Annotated in this window: 15 protein-coding genes; 4 read left to right on the top strand and 11 right to left on the bottom strand. The window is 72.3% G+C overall.

Going from position 1 to position 18,405, the window contains the following annotated elements; all coding sequences use genetic code 11:
* The gene (locus OG842_RS12715; RefSeq protein WP_266729712.1) at positions 1 to 897 is read left to right on the top strand and encodes an ADP-ribosylglycohydrolase family protein; all 897 of its coding nucleotides are present in this window, start codon (positions 1 to 3) and stop codon (positions 895 to 897) included.
* Between the two features lie 35 nt (positions 898 to 932).
* On the opposite strand, the gene OG842_RS12710 is transcribed toward OG842_RS12715, so the two are convergent.
* From OG842_RS12710 to ligD, 8 genes are all read right to left on the bottom strand, one after another.
* Positions 933 to 1,997 carry an amidase family protein gene (locus tag OG842_RS12710; protein WP_266729711.1) on the bottom strand — a complete coding sequence of 355 codons (1,065 nt, stop codon included), beginning with the start codon at positions 1,995 to 1,997 and terminating at the stop codon, positions 933 to 935.
* 4 nt (positions 1,998 to 2,001) lie between these two features.
* On the bottom strand, positions 2,002 to 3,459 hold the full coding sequence (locus OG842_RS12705; RefSeq protein WP_266729710.1) for a peptidoglycan D,D-transpeptidase FtsI family protein: 1,458 nt from the start codon (positions 3,457 to 3,459) through the stop codon (positions 2,002 to 2,004).
* Positions 3,456 to 4,835, bottom strand: a complete 1,380-nt coding sequence (locus OG842_RS12700) for an FtsW/RodA/SpoVE family cell cycle protein (RefSeq protein WP_266729709.1) — start codon at positions 4,833 to 4,835, stop codon at positions 3,456 to 3,458. The genes OG842_RS12705 and OG842_RS12700 overlap by 4 nt, the downstream gene beginning before the upstream one ends.
* 121 nt (positions 4,836 to 4,956) lie before the next feature.
* Positions 4,957 to 6,321, bottom strand: a complete 1,365-nt coding sequence (locus OG842_RS12695) for a HAMP domain-containing sensor histidine kinase (RefSeq protein ID WP_328512216.1) — start codon at positions 6,319 to 6,321, stop codon at positions 4,957 to 4,959.
* Positions 6,318 to 7,115 (bottom strand): hypothetical protein, encoded by a 798-nt coding sequence (locus OG842_RS12690; RefSeq protein WP_328512215.1) that lies wholly within the window; start codon positions 7,113 to 7,115, stop codon positions 6,318 to 6,320. The genes OG842_RS12695 and OG842_RS12690 overlap by 4 nt, the downstream gene beginning before the upstream one ends.
* A gap of 121 nt (positions 7,116 to 7,236) precedes the next feature.
* A complete protein-coding gene (locus OG842_RS12685; protein ID WP_266729706.1) occupies positions 7,237 to 7,560 on the bottom strand; it encodes a zinc-ribbon domain-containing protein in 324 nt (107 codons plus the stop codon).
* Positions 7,557 to 9,740: a HEAT repeat domain-containing protein gene (locus OG842_RS12680; protein WP_328512214.1), complete on the bottom strand. Its 2,184-nt coding sequence runs from the start codon at positions 9,738 to 9,740 to the stop codon at positions 7,557 to 7,559. The genes OG842_RS12685 and OG842_RS12680 overlap by 4 nt, the downstream gene beginning before the upstream one ends.
* Before the next feature lie 268 nt (positions 9,741 to 10,008).
* On the bottom strand, positions 10,009 to 10,905 hold the full coding sequence (gene ligD / locus OG842_RS12675) for a non-homologous end-joining DNA ligase (protein ID WP_266729704.1): 897 nt from the start codon (positions 10,903 to 10,905) through the stop codon (positions 10,009 to 10,011).
* A gap of 61 nt (positions 10,906 to 10,966) precedes the next feature.
* On the opposite strand from ligD, the gene ku reads away from it, so the two are divergent.
* A complete protein-coding gene (gene ku, locus OG842_RS12670; protein ID WP_266729703.1) occupies positions 10,967 to 12,049 on the top strand; it encodes a non-homologous end joining protein Ku in 1,083 nt (360 codons plus the stop codon).
* 120 nt (positions 12,050 to 12,169) lie between these two features.
* Here the strand turns inward: ku and OG842_RS12665 are convergent, their stop codons facing one another.
* Positions 12,170 to 14,131: a S53 family peptidase gene (locus OG842_RS12665; protein WP_266729702.1), complete on the bottom strand. Its 1,962-nt coding sequence runs from the start codon at positions 14,129 to 14,131 to the stop codon at positions 12,170 to 12,172.
* Positions 14,132 to 14,332: 201 nt separating this feature from the next.
* Between OG842_RS12665 and OG842_RS12660 the strand changes: the two genes are divergently transcribed.
* The gene (locus OG842_RS12660; RefSeq protein ID WP_266729701.1) at positions 14,333 to 14,509 is read left to right on the top strand and encodes a hypothetical protein; all 177 of its coding nucleotides are present in this window, start codon (positions 14,333 to 14,335) and stop codon (positions 14,507 to 14,509) included.
* Between the two features lie 155 nt (positions 14,510 to 14,664).
* On the top strand, positions 14,665 to 14,865 hold the full coding sequence (locus tag OG842_RS12655; RefSeq protein WP_266729700.1) for a hypothetical protein: 201 nt from the start codon (positions 14,665 to 14,667) through the stop codon (positions 14,863 to 14,865).
* 33 nt (positions 14,866 to 14,898) lie between these two features.
* On the opposite strand, the gene OG842_RS12650 is transcribed toward OG842_RS12655, so the two are convergent.
* Entirely contained in the window at positions 14,899 to 16,992 is a 2,094-nt protein-coding gene (locus OG842_RS12650; protein WP_323185730.1) for a tetratricopeptide repeat protein, read from the bottom strand.
* Positions 16,961 to 18,058, bottom strand: coding sequence for an AfsR/SARP family transcriptional regulator (locus tag OG842_RS12645; protein WP_323185729.1), 1,098 nt, complete (start codon positions 18,056 to 18,058; stop codon positions 16,961 to 16,963). Before OG842_RS12645 ends, OG842_RS12650 begins: the two co-directional genes overlap by 32 nt.
* Positions 18,059 to 18,405 lie beyond the last annotated feature (347 nt).

Below are 18,405 nucleotides of genomic sequence, written 5' to 3'. Positions count from 1 at the left end.
ATGACGACCTCGACCCCGCACCCCGCCGCAGGCCCCGCGGCCGCCCGCCGGAGCCTCGAAGGACTGTCCCTGGGCGACGCGTTCGGAGAGCGGTGGTTCCCGCTCTTCCGCGAGCCCCGCCGGGCGTTCAACGAGATCAAGGCACGCCGCACCCCCGAGGAGCCGGTCTGGCACTGGACCGACGACACCGCGCTGGCTCGGGCCCTGATGCGCGTCGTCGAGGAGCACGGCCGGGTCGAGCAGGACCGCCTCGCGCTCTGCTTCGCCCTCGCCTTCGAGGCGGACCCGGCCCGTGGCTACGGCCACGGCATGCACATCCTGCTGCCCGAACTGCTGACCTCGCCGGCCGACTGGCGCACCCTGGCGCCCGAGCTCTTCGAGGGCGGCAGCCTCGGCAACGGCGCGGCGATGCGGGTCGCACCGCTCGGCGCCCACTTCCACCAGGACGTCGAACTCGCCGCCGCGCAGGCCGCACTCCAGGCGGCCGTCACCCACGCGCACCCGGAGGGGATCGCGGGCGCGGTGGCGGTCGCCGTCGCGGCGGCGCTCTCGGTCCGCGGCGAGTTCACCCTGGCCGCCGTCGCCGACCGGACCCCGGAAGGGCTCGTACGGGACGGGCTGCGCCGGGCCGTGGACGTACCCTTCGCCACCGAGCCGTGGAAGGCGGCCGATCTGCTGGGCAACGGACAGCGGATCCGCGCCGACGACACCGTCCCGTTCGCCCTGTGGACGGCGGCCCGGCACCCGGACGACCTGGAGGCGGCGCTCTGGGCGACGGCCGAGGGCCTCGGCGACGTCGACACCACCTGCGCCATCACCGGCGGCGTCGTAGGCGCGGCCACCGGGGTCGACGGGGTGCCCGAGCCCTGGCTGAAGCGCCGCGAACCACTGGACTGAGGCCGGGCGGTCCCCGCCGCCCGCGCACGACCCGGTCAGCCCTTCGTGGTCAGCACGTCCTCCACCGCACCGGCCACCCCGAGCAGCGGGACGTCGGCCCCGCGCTCCGCGACCAGCTGGAGCCCGACCGGGCAGCCGTCCGCCGTGAACCCGGCGGGCACACTGGCCGCCGGATGGCCGCTCAGGTTGAACGCCCAGGTCAGCGCGGTCGAGTAGAGCTCGCCCGGACCGTCGTGACCGTGCGGGCGGTTGGGCGTGACCGGCGTGAGCAGCAGCGGCGTACGGGCGAACAGGGCGTCCAGCACCGCGTCGTTCGCGTGCCTGATCTCCTCGGCGTGCGGCGACGGCGACCCGCCCCGGACCGACAACCACGCCTCGCACGGGTCGAGCAGCTCGCACGTACGGTCCACCAGACGCACCACCCCGGCCGCCACCAGCCGCCCCACCGCACCCCGGACGACCGCCGCGACCTCCGGGTCGACATCCGCGTACCCCGGACCGGGGCTGAAGACGGCCGGTACGGGGAGGACGGGCGGCACCGGCTCGTACACGTCCAGGACGGTGCGCAGATAGGTCCGGGCCCCGGCCACCGACCGGGTCAGCACCCCGGCGGAGGCCAGCCCGGTGCGGTCGGGGGAGGGCAGCAGACCGTTCGTCGTCTTCAGGCCGAACACCCCGCACCACGCCGCCGGGATCCGCACCGAACCCGCCCCGTCGCTGCCGGTCGCCAGCCCCACGAGGCCCGCCGCGACCGCGACCGCAGAACCCGCCGACGAGCCGCCGGGGGTGCGGTCGGGGCGCCAGGGGTTGACCGTACGGCCGTGGGCGCCAAGGCCCCAGGTCTGCCAGGGCGTGCCGGGTCCGGGCACCGACGTCGCGCCGACCGGCACCGCACCGGCCGCGATCAGCCGCCGGGCCGCGTACGACCGGATGCCGGTACGACCCTTGACCGCGAACGGCATCCCGGCCAGCGGCAGTCCACCGGCCCGCCCGGCGTCGGCGAGCGCCCGCTCGGGCCACACCTCGATGAAGGCGCACAGGCGGGGATCCTCCCGCGCGATGCGCGCCAACGCCCGGCCCGCCGCACTCGCTTCAGCCATCCGGTCAGTCTCGCAGGGCCGCCTCCATGACGGAACGGGCGATCGGGGCCGCGCTGCCGCCGCCGCTGATGTCCGCCCGGTTCGCCGCCGCGTCCTCGACGACCACCGCGACCGCGACCGCGGGCTGCGCGGAATCCGGTGCCTGCGCCCAGGAGATGAACCAGGCGTACGGCAGGCCCGAGTTGTCGACGCCGTGCTGTGCGGTGCCGGTCTTGCCGCCGACCGTCACCCCGTCGATCGCGGCGTTGGACCCGGTGCCGTTGTCCACGACGTCCACCATCATCTCCCGCAACTGCATCGCCGTGCGCGGGTTCATCGCCCGGTGGTAGGTGCGCGAACCGTTCTGGTGGACGGTCGAGCCGCTGCGGGTGGTCGTACGGTCGACCAGGTGCGGGTACCTGAGGTCACCGCCGTTGGCCACGGCGGACGCCACCATCGCCATCTGGAGCGGGGTCGCCGTCGTGTCGAACTGCCCGATCGACGAAAGCGCCAGCTGGTCCTTGGTCATGTCGGTGTCGAAGTTGCTCTTCGCCACCCCCGAGGGGATCCTCAGCCCGGTGTCGTTGAAGCCGAACTTCCGCACCGCGTCCACCATGCCGTCGAGCCCGACCCGGACCCCCAGGTCCGCCATCACGGTGTTGCAGGAGACCCGGATCGCCTCGGCGAGCGAGGCGTTCTCGCAGCCCCGCGCCTCGTTGGGCAGCGTGGTCGACGTACCCGGCAGCACATACGGGGACGGGGTGCCGGTCTCCGCGTCCGGATCGGTGACGACCCTCGCGTCGAGCGCCGCCGCCGCGGTCACGATCTTGAAGGTGGAGCCCGGCGGATAGGTCTGCCGGATCGCCCGGTTGAGCATCGGCAGGCTCTTCGCCGAGTTCAGCCGCGCCCAGGCGTCGGTGACGGACGAACCGGTGCCCGAGATCTGCCCGGGATCGTACGAGGGGGTCGAGACCAGCGCCAGGATCTTCCCGGTGGACGGTTCGACGGCGGCGACCGCGCCCCGCCGGCCGCCGAGCCCCTCGTACGCGGCGCGCTGCATCGAGTCCTTGATGGTCGTGACGACGTCACCGCCGGGCTGCTGGCTCCGGGTGATCTCGTTCCACAGCGGGAACGGGGCGAGCATCGAGTCGGTGCCGGAGAGGATGGAGTCCTCGGCGTTCTCGATCAGGGTCGTGCCGTACGTCTGCGAGGCGTAACCCGTCACCGGCGCGTACAGCGGGCCGTTGACGTAGGTGCGCTCGTACTTGAGCTGTTCGCCGGTGTTCTTCGACCCGGTCACGGACCTGCCGCCGATCAGGATGTTGCCGCGCGGCTGGTTGTAACGGGCGATGGTGAGGCGGCGGTTGGCGGGGTTGTTGTCCAGGCTGTCGGCGTCGAGGACCTGGATGCGGGCGGCGTTCAGCAGCAGCGCCACGAGCAGCAGCAGAAGGAGTCCGGCGGCCCGCCGGATGTAGCGGATCACCGCTCGTCCCGCGCGACCGGTGCGATGACCCCGGTCTCCGCCTGGCCGGGCTGAGGTCTGCGGGCCTGATCGCTGACCCGGATCAGCAGCGCCACGATGATCCAGTTGGTGACGACGGACGAACCGCCCTGGGCGAGGAAGGGCATCGCCATGCCGGTCAGCGGGATCAGCCCCATCACCCCGCCCGCGATCACGAACACCTGGAGCGCCAGGATCGAGGCGAGACCGATCGCGAGCAACCGCCCGAAGGGGTCGCGCAGGGCGAGCCCGGCCCGGTAGCCGCGCGCCACCAGCAGCGCGTACAGCAGGAAGATCGCGGTCAGCCCGGTCAGTCCGAGCTCCTCGCCCGCGGTCGCCAGGATGAAGTCGGACTTGGCGGCGAAGCCGATGAGGATGGAGTGGCCGAGGCCGAGTCCGGTGCCCAGCATCCCGCCCGCGGCGAACGCGAACAACGACTGGGCCAGCTGGCCGGGGCCCTGGCCGGCGTCGATGGAGGCGAACGGGTCGAGCCAGTCCTGGACCCGGCTGTGCACATGCGGTTCGAAGGAGCCGACGACGAACGCGCCGACCGCGGCGAGCAGCAGACCCACCGCGATCCACCCGGTCCGTCCGGTGGCCACGTACAGCATGATCACGAAGAGGCCGAAGAAGAGCAGAGAGGTGCCCAGGTCGCGTTCCAGGACCAGCACGCCGACGCTCAGCAGCCAGATCGCCACGATCGGGCCGAGCACCCGGCCGGTGGGGAGCTGGAGCTTCCAGATCTGGCGGCCGGTGTAGGCGAGCGCGTTGCGGTTCGCGGCGAGGTACGCGGCGAAGAACACCGCGAGCAGGATCTTGGCGAACTCGCCCGGCTGGAAGGAGAATCCGCCGACCCGGATCCAGATCTTGGCGCCGTTCACCGCGGGGAAGAAGATCGGCACGATCATCAGGACCAGCGCGGTGGCGACCGAGAGGTACGCGTACCGCTGGAGCACCCGGTGGTCGCGCAGCAGGACGACCACCGCGATGAACAGCGCCACCCCGAGCGTGGACCAGATCAGCTGGGTGGGGGCCGCCTGGTCCTTCGGCGTCTCCAGGTCGAGCCGGTAGATCAGCACCAGACCGAGCCCGTTGAGCAGTACGGCGATGGGCAGCAGCAGCGGATCGGCGTACGGGGCACGGAAGCGGACCGCGAGATGGGCGAGGAGGGCGAGCAGCCCCAGCCCCGCGCCGTAAGCGGCCACATCGGGCGGGACCGCGTTGCTCTTGGCCAGGCCGACGGCGGCGTAGCCGTAGACGGAGATGAGGACGGCCCCGATGAGGAGCAGCAGCTCGACTCCGCGCCGCTTGGGCAGACGTAGATCGGGCGGGGGTGCGTCCGCCGTCGTTGCGGTCATGCCAGGCAACGTAGCAAGAGCTGGTGAGTATTTCCCTTATGTCGTAGTAGGTATGTCCGAAGGTGCAGTGGTGGACGGCCGCCCGGTGGCGGCGGCGGTCGCAGTGCGCTCCTGCCGGCCGTCATTCCTCGTGACGGGGTGTGGACTTCGTGCTGGTCCCGTCGTCCGGCGTTTTGTCGTCCGGTCCGGTGTACTCGGGCAGTGTCACCCGGGCCACCGCCCCGCCGTCCGGGGCGTTGCGGAACTCCAGGCCGGCGCCGATCACCGCGGCCTGCCCGGCGGCGATGGTCAGCCCGAGGCCGTGGCCCTTGCCGCCGGCCTCGGTGCGGAACCGCTGCGGGCCGTCGGCGGGCAGGTAGTCCGGGAAACCCGGGCCGTGATCGCGTACGGTCACCACCGGTCCGTCGACCGTCAGCACCACCGGGGGCCGGCCGTGCCTGTGCGCGTTGGCGATCAGGTTGCCCAGCACCCGTTCCAGGCGCCGCCGGTCGGTCACGGTGCGCAGGTGCGCGGAGCCCTCCGGGTGTTCGATACGGATCGCGGTGGCCGTCCCGGACGCGTGCACCACTCGCTCCACGAGCGGCACCAGTTCGTACACATCGAGATCGACGGCTTCCGTGCGGGCGTCGAGCCGGGAGATCTCCAGCAGATCCTCCGTCAGCGCCCGCATCGCCCGGACCCGGTCCCGCACCAGCTCGGACGGCCGCCCCGGCGGCAGCAGCTCGGCGGCGGCCGAGAGACCGGTCAGCGGGGTGCGGAGCTCGTGCGCCACATCGGCGGTGAAGCGCTGCTCGGTCTGGAGCTTGCGCTGGAGCGTGGACGCCATCGTGTCCAGTGCCCCGGCGACGATCGCGACCTCGTCCTGCGGGCGCGAGGGGTCCGCCGTACGCGGGTCGCCGACGCGGGCGTCCAGGTCCCCGGCGCTGATCCGGCGCGCCACCCGGGCCGTCTGGTGCAGCCGCCGGGTGACCCGGGTGACCGAGAAGGCACCGACCAGCACGGTGGCGCCGATGGCCAGCAGGGAGGAGCCGAGGATCGCCCCGTCGAGGCTGTCGATGGTGCGGGCGCTCTGGGTGTAGTCCACCTGCGTGGCCAGCGCGCGGCCGTCCGCCGGGCCCGCCGCCCACATGGCCGGACGCCCGTCGTACTCACCGACGAGCGTGCCGCGATCGCCGTCGGCGGCCAGGGTGCGCAGTGCGGCGGGCAGTCCCGGGGGATCGATCCCGGCACCCGGCGGCAGCGCCTCGCCGGTCTCGTACGCGACGGTGACGTCCGCCAGCCGGGACAGGGCCTTCTCGCGGGCCCGGCCGACGGTCTGCCGGGTCACCTCGGTGTGGACCAGCGCGCCCAGCAGCGCGGCGAGCGCACAGCACATCACGGTGAGGAAGACGGTCGATTTCCAGGTGAGCGTCGCCGCCCAGGAAGGCACCCGGAGCCGACGCCGACGCCGCCGCGTGCGCGGCCCGCCCGCGCCGGGCCGGCTCACCGGCGCTCCGCGGAGACACCGTCGGAAGGCGTCGCGGTGGGGCTGACAGGGCTGACGGGGCCGGTGGGGGCGACGGGGGCGGCGCTCGGCGGGGCGGTCGTGAGCTGCGGGCGCGGCGCCCGGGACGACGGGATGCGCTGGATCTCGTCCTGCGTCGGCAGCATCGCCCGCTGCCGGGCGTCCCAGGACCAGACGGTGCGGTACTCGTACCCGGTGATCGCGGACGGCGCCCGCATGATCAGGTCCCGTCCGGCCAGCTCGACGCTGATCACGGCGTCCGAGGTCGACAGGATCCGGGTCAGCCCGCCCGCCTCCGGCATGTAGACCCGCACCGAGAGCTGGTGGTCGGGCAGCCGGATGCCGAGCACCAGATCGTCCCTGCCGTCGCCCGTCAGATCGCGGTAGTAGGGCCGGAGCACGGGACAGGCGGCCGGTTCGGTCCGGCAGGCGTTGATCTTCCGTACGGTGTCGGCGGGCAGGTCGGCCGTGCCGCTGGACCGGTTGGGCCGGGCCCGCAGGCCGGCCTGCACCACCGCCACCGGATCCAGCCGGTGCACATCGCCGTCCGGCAACTCGATCCCGGGGATGCGCGCGGTCTCGCCCTCGCCGTAGTCGTACGGCGCGGCGGAGGCGGGCGGCAGCTCGGGCCAGAGGTGGGCGGGACCGACGGCGGTCGGGGTCGATCCGGCGCTCCGCAGCCCGCCGCCGTTGCCGCAGCCGGCCAGCAGCGCCATACCGGCGACGGCCCCGAGGGCCGCCGCCGTGCGGCACCGCACCCCATGACGCGGACGCATGACTCCCTCCCTTCCCGAGGCCCAGGTCTCAAGACCTTATTCGGAAGGAAGTCCGTAATGCCTATTTAATACGGGCAAGAGCGTACGTTTTTCGTACCGGCAAGAGGCCTGCCGGCTCCGGTCAGCTCTGGTACGGGTTCTGTCCCTGCCCGTTCGGCGCGTACCCCGGCTGCCCCTGCGACTGCCCGTACGGATTGCCCTGCTGCGAGGCCGCGTGCTGGGCCAGCAGCTGTTCGGCCTGCTCCTTGGGGATCTGCTGCTCACCGCCGCAGAACGTGCACTGGGTCGCGAACTTCGTCGAGAACGGGAAGAGCGGCACGAAGAACAGCGTGAACTTCGTGACCCTCTTGCGCAGCGTGTGCGCGGCCGGGTTGCCGCACCACCCGCAGACCAGAGTCAGTATCGCCAATTGGTACAGATAGCCTCGCGTACCGAAAATGATCATGTTGCGGGTCCCTTCCCCGTATTTCCCGGAAGCGCTCGCCGGCAGAGCGCCAGCAGCTTCTCGTCCTCGTATGTGTCGTGGCTGCCGTACCCGCCGTCCATCGCGTTGTGACGGCGTACGGAGGTGAGTTCGGCGAGCAGCACATGTGCCGCTTCCGACCCTGCACCAGCGGCACCCATCCGCGCCAGGCCTTCCGCCACCCGGACGCGCACATGACGGTTCTGCTCCCAGGCCGCCAGGAGCACCGGCACGGACTCGTCGGCCCGCCCGGACACCTCCCACAGCGCGATCGCCGCGTCCACCCGCAGCCACAGCTCGTCGTGGGCCAGCAGCGCGCGCAGCCTCGGCGCGACCACCGAGGCCCGAGCCCCGAGCCGGCCCAGCGCGTCGACCGCGGACCGCAGCTCGTGCGCGCGCTCCGCCCGCAGGCCCTCGATGAGCACCGGCAGCACGGCCTCGGCGTCCCCCTCGACCGCCCACAGGGCCTTCGCGGCCTCGGTCGCCGAAGTGGCCCCCGGGCTCCGCAGCAGCGCACGCAGCTCCGGCAGGACGCCGCGCGCCGCCGGCCCGAACGAGCCGAGCGCCCGCAGCGCCTCCGTACGCACCCACTCGCCCCGGTACTCCGGCGCACCGTGCAGCACCCGCAGCACCTCGGGCAGCGCCTCGTCCGCCCGCAGCGCGGCCAGGCCGGTGAGCAGCGGGCCCGCCCGGTCGTGCACCCGCTCGTCGAGCGGGACCTCGCCTAGCCGGCGGCGCAGCGCCCCGGCCAGCGGGGCCGCCGCCGCCCCCAGGCAGTCGATCGCGAACCCCACGTCGTGCGGCACCTCGGGCCGCTCCAGCGCGGCGGCCAGCGCGGGCACGGCACGGGCGTCGCCCAGCCTGGCCAGCGCCTTCACCGCACTGCCCAGCGCCGGCGGCCCGCTCGGCCAGTCCCGCACCCAGGCCCCGGGATCCGCCGCCACCCGGGCCGCCAGCGCGTCCGCGGCGGGCGCGGCGAGCCCGAAGAGCTCCTCCAGCACGTGCGCGGCGGCCTCGGCCAGCCGTGGGTCGGGGGTGGCGAGCTGCTCACCGACCAGCCGGACGAGCTCCTCGTACGAGCCCCGCCAGGTCCGGATCAGCCCGCCGCACATCCGCAGCGCTTCGATCCGCTGGCAGCGGTCCGGGCTGCGCAGCTGATCCGTCAGCAGCGCCGTGCGCTCGGCGACCCGGTCGTCGAGCCCCACGTGCAGCGTGCGCAGCAGGTCCGCCGTCCAGGGCCCGGTGCGCACCGGCGCCTCCTCGTCGGACAGCGCCCGCAACTGGCTCACCCGGGCCGCCGGCTGGACCCGCTCCTCGGCGGGCGGCTCCCCGGCGGTGTCCGGGTAGGCGTCGACGGCCGCGACCGTCTCGCCCGCGGCAGCCGCACCGGCCGGCGCGTCGAGGGCGGGGGCCGTCCCGGACCGGCGTCCGGGTATCGAGCGCAGCTGCCGCAGCAGCCCCGTCACCACCCGTACGACATCGCCGGGCAGTGCGTCCGGTGCGCACCGGGCCAGCTGGGCCAGCGCGGCCAGCCGCAGCCCGGGCGGGAACCCTTCGCCCGTCAGCCGGCTCAGCCAGGCCGCCGCCTCCGCGGCCAGCAGCCGGTGGCGCAGGGCGACCCGTCCCGCGGCCTCGACCAGGGCGAGCCGCACCTCCTCGTCCGGCTCGATCGGCAGACGTTCCCGCAGTAACGCGAGGACCCTGTCCGGATGGCCGTGGAGCGCGGCGAGCGCCAGCGGCGCGCTGAGCCGTACCCCCGGGTCCTCGTCGGCCATCAGCTCGAAGAAGACCCCGGCGCCCGCCGTGACGGCGGTCGCCGCCATCGCGTAGTTGGCCGCGCCCTCGATCTCGTCCTCGTCGATCTCGGCCTCGTCGTCCTCGTCCAGATCGATACCGCCGATGCTGGTGAGCAGTTCGACGATGCTGCCCCGGTCCTGGATGCCCGGATCCACGACCAGCTCGAAGAGGAACGGAATACTGGCCAGCGTGCAGGCGTAGACGTCCCCCTGGTGGTGAACCGCCCCGTACATCCCGTCCAGCGCCGCCTCGCGCTCCGCCGGATCGGTGGACGCGAGACCCCGCAGCATCGCAGGCACATCACCGGCCGGCCCGTAGGCGTGCTCCATCGAGGCCCAGTCGACCTCGTCGATCCCTGCGAACACCCCATCGCCTCCCCACGCATTTCAACGAAGCAGTGTCTGCGAGGAGTGTGCACCACGGGTCGGACGATCCGCCCTCCACATGCGGTCTTTTCCTGGCGGGCATGACAAATGTCTGTGCCATGCGCTATCGGCGGACCGGCGAGAATCGGCCGCTTCGGGTATCGGCCGCTTCGGGTGACGGAGCGACACAAACGCTTCCGGCGGGGGAGCGGAAGGATCACGGCGGGGCGACGGGCCGGGGGAAGACCACGGGGCGACAGACCGGGGGCTACGGGGCGACAGGCAGGCGGCCGGCCCGGTCCGGGTCGGCCAGGGGGCCGAGCAGATCCCCGTACCGCTCCAGCCGCGCCCTCATCCCGTCCGGCAGGAAGACCAGCTCCCCGGGGGTCCGGCACCGCTCGATCTCCGCCCAGGTGACGGGCGCGGACACGGTCGGTTCGGGCCGGGCGCGCAGCGTGTAGGGGGTGGCGGTGGTCTTCGCCGCCGCGTTCTGGCTGAAGTCGACGAAGACCTTCCCCGGCCGCAGCGCCCGCTTCATCCGGTGCACGACCAGGTCCCCGAGCTCCTGCTCCGCCCGGAGGGCCAGCCCCTTCGCGTACGCCGACACCCGGGCGGAGGGCGTCGGCTCCAGCGGTACGAGCAGATGCAGCCCCTTCGAACCGGACGTCTTCCCGTACGCGCACAGCCCGTCCGCCGCCAGCCGCTCGCGCAGCCACAGCGCCACCGCACAGCACTCCACGACCGTCGCGGGCGGGCCGGGGTCCAGGTCGAGAACCATCCGGTCGGCGATCCCCGGAGCACCGGCCCGCCACTGCGGGGTGTGGAACTCCACCACCAGATTGGCCGCCCACATCAACGAGGCCAGATCCTCCACGACCACCTGTCTGGCCTTCTTGTCCTCGCGGTGCGGCACCGGAGTGGTCCGTACCCAGGACGGCGTACCGGGTGGCGGATTCTTGGTGAAGAAGCGCTGCCCGTCCGGCCCGTCCGGGTAGCGAAGGAAGGAGACGGGCCGGTCACGCAGATGGGTGAGCAGGGCCCCCGCGACGGTGGCCGCGTAGTAGTGCAGCACCTCGCCCTTGGTGGTCCCGGTGGCCGGATACAGCACCTTGTCGAGATTGCTGAGCGCCAGCCGTCGCCCCTCCACCTCTGTGATCGGCGTCATACGATAAGAATCACATGATTTGCGAACGTACTGGTATCCATGCGGACACAAGGGGTGAACGGTGAGGTCCATCTGGAACGGCGCCATCTCCTTCGGGCTGGTCAGCATCCCCATCAAGCTGGTCAACGCCACGGAGAACCACTCGATCTCCTTCCGCCAGATCCACCTCGCCGACGGTGGCCGGATCCGCTACCGGAAGGTCTGCGAGATCGACGAGGAGGAGGTCACCGCCGCCGAGATCGGGAAGGCGTACGAGGAGCCGGACGGTTCGATGATCCCGATCACCGACGAGGACCTCGGCTCGCTGCCGCTGCCCACGGCCAAGACGATCGAGATCGTGGCCTTCGTGCCGGCCGCCTCGATCGACCCGCTCCAGATGGACGCGGCGTACTACCTCTCCGCCAACGGGGTTCCGGCGGCCAAGCCGTACACCCTGCTCCGCGAGGCCCTGAAGCGGAGCCAGAAGGTCGCCCTGGCGAAGTACGCGCTGCGCGGCCGCGAGCGGCTGGGCATGCTGCGCGTGGTCGACGACGTGATCGCCATGCACGGCCTGCTCTGGCCGGACGAGATCCGCAGCCCGGAAGGCGTCGCCCCGGAGACCGACGTCAAGGTCCGGGAAGCCGAACTCGACCTGGCCGACGCGCTGATGGACACCCTCGGCGAGGTCGACATGGACTCGCTCCACGACGACTACCGCGAGGCGGTCGAGGAGCTCATCGCCGCGAAGGCGGAGGGCCGGACGCTGGAGCCGGCGGAGGCGGAGGACTCGGGCGGCAAGGTCATCGACCTGATCGCGGCCCTGGAGAGCAGCGTCCGGGCGGCGAAGGAGGCCCGGGGCGAGAAGCCGGAAGCCAGGGAGGAGAAGGAGGAGAAGGCGGACGCTCCCGTCGCCGAGGTCACCTCCCTCAGCGGCCGCAGGAAGTCCGGCGGCACCGGGGCGAAGAAGAAGGCCACGGCCGCCGCCAAGAAGACGGCCGCGACCACGAAGAAGAAGTCCGCACCGGGCAGGGCACCCGCCAAGAAGACCGCGGCGCGGTCGACGGCGAAGAAGACCACCAAGTCGACGGCGAAGAAGGCCACCGCGAAGTCGGACCCGAAGCCGGCGGCGAAGAAGGCGGCTCCCCGCAGACGGGCCTCGGCCTGAGCCCCCGGCACGCCCCCTCCGCACCCCCCTGCAAACGTGGCCGACGGCCGCCCCGGAGGCAGAGCCCCGGGACGGCCGTCGGTACCGGACCGATGCCGTCGGCACCGGACCGGTGGTGGCTCAGTGCCTGCGGAACGGGAAGCGGTACGAGTTCACGTAACCGGCCGCCGGAGTCCCGACCCCCGTCACGTCGTCGTATCCCTTGACCGCCTTCAGCGAGGCGTCCTTGCCGAGGCTGCGCAGCGAGGTCAGCAGACCGTCCGCCGCGTCCACGCCGTTGGCGTAGTCGACCCGGACCACCGCGAGATCGCGGTTCGCGCCCAGCGGGTGGTCGGTGACGTCGTGGTACGCCTTCGAGTCGTACCGGGCGTAGATCGCCGGGTTGGCGAAGCCGATCGGCAGCCCGTGCCGGGCCTGCTGCGCCAGCGCCTGGACACCGGCGATGACCGGCGCGGCCAGTGACGTACCGCCGATGCGGTACTCGTCGTAGCCGAGCGATCCGTCGGGCATCGTCTGGGTCTGGCCGACCAGGAAGCCGGTGTTCGGGTCGGCGACGGCCGCGATGTCCGGGGCCGTGCGCATCCGCTGCTTGCCGTTGGCCTGCGAGAGCGAGTCGGGCACGACACCGCGCTGGTAGAACGGCTGCTTCACGGACGAGCTGGTGCCGCCGCCCGCGCCGGAGGTGTACGCGCCGGGGAAGCCGGCCCAGCTCTTCCCGTCGTCGGCGAGGTTCGACTTGAGCGTGCCCCAGCCGGTCTCCCACTGGTACTTGTCGTTCTTGCCGACCGCCAGCGCGGTTCCGCCGACGGAGGTCACCCAGGCGGAGTTGGACGGCACGTCGATCTGCTTCGTGCCCGTCGACGCGACGTTGTCGCCGTCGTCGCCGGAGGAGAAGTAGAAGCCGATGCCCTCGACCGCGCCCATCTTGAAGACCTGGTCGTACGCGGCCGCGACGTCCGGGGTCTCGTTGGCCTCGATGTCGCCCCAGGAGTTGGAGACGATGTCGGCGAGCCGGTTGTCGACGATCTTGTTCAGCGAGTCCAGCAGATCGGCGTCGTAGCAGGAGGCGCCGCCCACGTAGACGATGTCGGCGGCGGGTGCGACCGCGTGCACGGCCTCAACGTCGAGGGTCTCCTCGCCGTACCAGCCGGAGGCACCGCACTCCTCGGTCCTCGTGTAGTCGTCCGGCAGCACCTGGGTCAGCTGGCCGCGACGGTAGGGCGCGTCGCCGTTGCGCTTGGCGTACTCGGCGGCGTCCTTCGCGATGGTCGGCGAGGCGTACGCGTCGGTGATCGCGACGGTGACACCCTTCCCGGTCCAGCTTCCGGCGCCGTAGGCGGCGCGCAGCTGCTTGCCGGTGTACCCCTTCACGGCGTACGGCGCCTTGGACCCGTAGGCGCTGGGCAGCGACGACGCGGTCTTCGAGCCGTAGTACGTGGAGAAGGGGCCGGAGTTGCGGAACACCCCGTCCGGCGGCGGCAGGGCCTCGTCGTGGCTCGACTTGTGCGGCGCGTTGTCCAGGCCGGAGACGGCGAGCACGACGTCGCTCAGGGCGGCGGGCACGGAGGCGGTGGAGGCCGGGGCGCGGTAGGTGCGTTTGCCCTTGCGGTAGTTGCGCAGCTGGGTGCCGAACGCCTTCTCGGCGGCGGCGACCTCACCGGTGGCCGAGACGTAGTGCTGGTTGGCGCCGGTGACGGTCAGCCCGTTCGACTTCAGCCACGTGCTGACCTGGTCGATCTGCTGCTGCGTCGCCCCGAACCGGGCCTGCGCCTGACCGGCGCTCAGATACTTCCCGTACGAGGCGGACTGCGGGTCGGAGACGGCGGCGGCGTAGGCGGCCAGCCCCTTCGCGTCCCGTCCGGCCAGATGGACCCGGACGCTGACCTTGCCACTGTCGGACGTGGCTCCCAGATCCGCCCCGGCGGTGGCCCAGGCGGGCTTGGTGCCCTGCAGCGCGTCCCGCCCGCCCGGCGCGGAGTCGGCGCTGGCGTTCGGTATCCCGAGGGCGAGCGCGCCGGCCAGCAGCGGCAGCGTCGCTGCCATGCTCAGCGCGGCGCGACTTCTCGCGCGGCTGGTTCTCATACAACCCCCTGCGATGTGGGTCTACGCGTGTGGATTACATGTGCCGGATGATGTGCACATGTAATGCGCCACTCTGGCGAGGAACGCCTCATGTAAGGGGCATGTACTGACCAAGAATCGACCAAGTGACCCAATGCGCAGGGCGGTTCGCCGAGAAATCCACGAAATGTGCTGTTGCTGAGCTTTCATCGGGGCGACCTCGTGCCCGACAAAGGGGGCGGTGCCGCGACCGGCGCGTACCCGGCTGCGGTCGCGCAGCGGATCGACCGGGCCGTCGAGGCCGCCCGCGCCGGGGGCGAGTCCGTGATCGCGGAGGTGTGCGCGGAGGTGAAGGAGTTGACGGACGGGTATCCGGCGCCGGGGCTGCCGGTGGGGTGACGGTCCCGCCGGGGCGGCCTTCGCTAGCACGTGCTGAACGCCCGCACAAATGTATTGGTGCGTCCTGTCATGATCGCGGTAACGTCTCGAACCGCATCCCGGCCAAAACGGTCGGGAAGGCTTCAACTCATGTACCCAACAAGGACGTTACCGCAATGAAGCAGAACCGGTTCCGTGCCCTCGCGGTGTCTGTCGCCGCCGTTGCCGCCGTCGCCTTCGGCCTCACCCATGCGCAGGGCGATGCGATGTCCGGTCTCCGGTCCGTGGCCGAACAGCCGAGGACCGGAGACACGTTCGTCGTGATCGCGCGTGCCGAGCCGGAGCAGTGGATGTGGACGAAGCAGTGGATGTGGTAGACGCCTGATGGTGGCCGGCCCCTGAGCCGGGGCTCAGGGGCCGGCCACCTCGGGGTGTTCCAGGAGGAGGCGGCGCAGGTCGTCCGCCTCCTCCCAGGCCTCCAGCCTCCGGTACAGCGCCACCGCCCGGGTGCCGTAGCGCCGGACCGGTCCCCAGCGGTGTGTGACCAGCGCCGTGCGGGCCAGTCCCGCGAGGGCCTGTGCCGCACCGAGCAGTGACCCTGTTCGTCTGGCCTGCGCCAGGCCCAGCTCGTAACTCTCCCAGGCCGCGGCGAACTGCCCCGAAACGCGAAGGGCGTCGGCCGCACCGAGCAGGGCCCGCATGTGCTCGTAACCGCTGTCGATCCGGCGGGCCACCTCCCCTGCCGTCCGGAAGTGCGTGAGCGCCTCGCCGGTGCGTCCCGTCTCCGCGTACATCGTCCCCATGCTGATCAAGGCGTTGGCCTCGCCCAGGGAATCCCCGTGGGCGCGATGGGACTCCAAGGCCCGCCGGAAGCAGACCAGGGCCCGTGCGGTCTGCCCGGTCGCCTGGTACACCGCCCCCATGTTCGTGTCCAGGATGTCCAGTTCCTGCCGGCCGCCGTGCCGTTCCGCCAGTGCCCGGGAGCGTTCGTAGTGGGCGAGGGCCTCCTCGTACTGCCCCTGGCTCTGATGGAACTCGCCCAGATTGTTCTGGGCGTGGATCTGCCCGAGCAGGTTTCCGGTCTCCTCGTAGATGCCGAGAATCGCCCGTGCCCTGGCCAGCGCCTCCCCGTAACGGCCCGCCTGGAAGAACGCCGCGCCCTGGACGTTCAGTGCGCCCGCCTCGCCCTCTCGGTCCCCGACCTGCCGGTACCCGGTCAGGGCCTCGTCGAGGACGCGCAGGGACGCCTCTCCGCGCCCCGCCGCCAGATGTGCCCTGCCCGCCTGGAAGAGGGCGTCCGCGCAGCCGTGCGGATGGCCGAGACCGCGGAAGAGTTCCAGCGCCTCGCCCGCGCAGTTCAACGCCTCGTCCGGAGCGGTCTGCGCCAGTACATCGGCGGCCTCGATCAGCGTCTGCGCGAGGGCGTACGGGGTACCGAGGGCGCGCAGGGCGTGAACGGCCGCTCCGTAGAGCTCGTTCGTGACGGCCCAGGTGCCCCAGTGCTTCAACACCGGCGCCAGCACGTGCGGGAAGAGGGCCGCGTACGCGGGAGCCTCGTCGGCGGCCGTACGGGCGACCGCGAGGAGGTTGGCGCGCTCCTGGGCCAGCCACGCCGAAGCGCTGTCGGCGTCGCCGAATCCGGTGGCGTAGGCCGAGGTGCACTCCGGCCCCGTGGGCAGTCTCCGGCGGTGCGGCCGGGTGTGCAGGTCGGCGTGGTGGGCCGTGGTGAGGTAGTGGCCGAACAGCCTGCCGACCGCCTGGGCCCGGGACTCCTCCGGCTCCGCCCGGCCGAACATGCGCAGCGCGAACGCCCTGGTGAGATCGTGCAGCCGGTACCGGCCCGGGGTGGGCTCCTCAAGGAGGTGGAAGTCGTGGAGTTCGTCCAGACCGCGGCGGATCCGGGCGCCGTCCTGGTCCGCGCCGACCAGTGCCGTGGCGGCGGCGACCGTGATGTCCGGGCCGGGATGAAGCGCCAGGTGACGGAGCAGCTTCTGTGTCGGGTCTGCCAGTTCGGTGTACGAGAAGCGGAACGCGGAGACGAGCTCGCCGTCGTCGAACTCGTCCAGCGGATCGGCCGCCTCGGCCAGCCGGTCCAGCAGATGGCGCAGGGTCCAGGACTCCCGGTGCCGGAAGCGGCTGGCGAACCAGTGGAGGAGGAGGGGGTGGCAGCCGGCGGCCCGGATCACGAGCGCGAGCGCCTCGGGGTCGGCCAAGACCCGGGCGGCGCCCGCGATCCGGGTGAAGAGGGCGGCGGCCTCCTCGTCGGACAGCCCCTCCACCAGGAGCGAGGAGGCACCGTCGAGCCCGGCGAGCCGGCTCCGGCTGGTCACGATCGCCCGGCAGGTCGCGGCGCCGGGCAACAGCGGACGCACCTGGGCGGCGTCCCGCGCGTTGTCGAGCACCACGAGCACCCGGTGGCGGGCCGTCCACTCGCGCCACCTCGCCGCCCGCGCGTCCAGCGAGTCCGGCAGGTCACCGCCGGCCCCGGCCGCGTGCAGCAGCACCGCGAGGGCCTCGGCGGGGGTCGTACGGCGCCTGCCCGCCGAACCCGTGCAGATCGACGTAGAGCCGGCCTCCCGGATAGGCGTCGTGGAGCCGGTGGGCGGCGTGCACCGCGAGCGTGGTCTTGCCGATGCCGGGCATGCCGTGGATGACGGTGAGCGGCATGGCGTACGTGGCGGAACCGTCCGGCTGCCCGGAACCGCGCGTGACGGAGCCCGTCGGCTGCCCGCGATCGCGTGCGGCGGAGCCGTCCGGCTGTGCCGATTCGCCCAGCAGCAGACGGAGTTCGGCGGCGCGGCCGGTGAAGTCGCGGCTGTCGCGCGGAAGGTTGCTGCGCGGCCCGGGGCCCGTCGGCCGGTCGACGCGTACCGCCGTCTCCAGGAGCGTACGGTCCTGCCCGAGGATGCGCCGGTGGAGCTCCTGCAGGTCCGAACCCGGTTCGATGCCGAGCTCCGTGCGCAGCCGGGTCCGCGTGGTGCGGAAGACGGCGAGCGCCTCGTCGTGCCGCCCGGACCGGTACAGCGCCAGCATCAGATCGGCGATCACCCGCTGGGCCAGCGGATTCTCCGAGGCCAGTCCCTGCAGTTCACCGACGAGATCGGCGTGCCGCCCCAACTCCAGCTCCAACCCGATGCGTTCCTCCCGCACCCGGCGCAGGTCCTCGGCCAGCCGGCCCCGTACCGAGGCGGCCCAGTCGCTCCTGGACTCGGGCAACGGCTCCCCGCGCCATCTGTCCTCGGCCGTGCGCAGCAGACCGATAGCCAGCTCCCGCTTGCCCTGCCCGGCCGCCGCGCGGGCCTCGTTGCGCAGCCGCTGGAAGTGCGAGACATCGACCTCGGTACGGGCGTCGATGCGGAGCTGGTACTGACGGGGCGACGGGCGCTCCACCTGGACGAGGTCGCCGACCGAGTCGTGCAGCAGCCTGCGCAGCTTCGATACATAGCTCTGCATGGTGTCCACCGGCGACTTGGGCTGCTCATCGCCCCAGACCCGGTCGATCAACGCGTTCATGGAGACCGGCTCACCGAGCGAATGCACCAGAACGGCCAGTACGCAGCGCGTTTTCACCGATCCGAGCCCGCACTGCTGTCCTTGATGCCATAGTTCAAGAGGTCCCAGAGCAAGAAGTTCCACATCGCCCCCGCTGGGTGCGCTGCTTCCTGCCGTCGACGGCAGAGCCCGCACCTGTGTGCAGGACCTTCCACTGTCACCCCGGGCGCGGGGAGCAGGCAGGGGCGCACGGGCGCGTACAGGGCGCACCTCCCCACCGCAGTTCCGAGCGCCCGAGAGCCGCTCGGGAGCCGTCAGCAACCGGCCCGGAGCCGATGGCAACCGGCCCCGAACCGGCTCGGAACCGCCCGCACCCGGAGTGCAGGATTCCTGCAAGCAACCCGTCAAACACGTCGGGCATGTCT

This window comes from Streptomyces sp. NBC_00376 (assembly GCF_036077095.1).
Classification (GTDB): domain Bacteria; phylum Actinomycetota; class Actinomycetes; order Streptomycetales; family Streptomycetaceae; genus Streptomyces.
The sequence above is the reverse complement of the archived record's forward strand: the minus strand, read 5'-3'. Positions and strand labels throughout refer to the sequence as shown.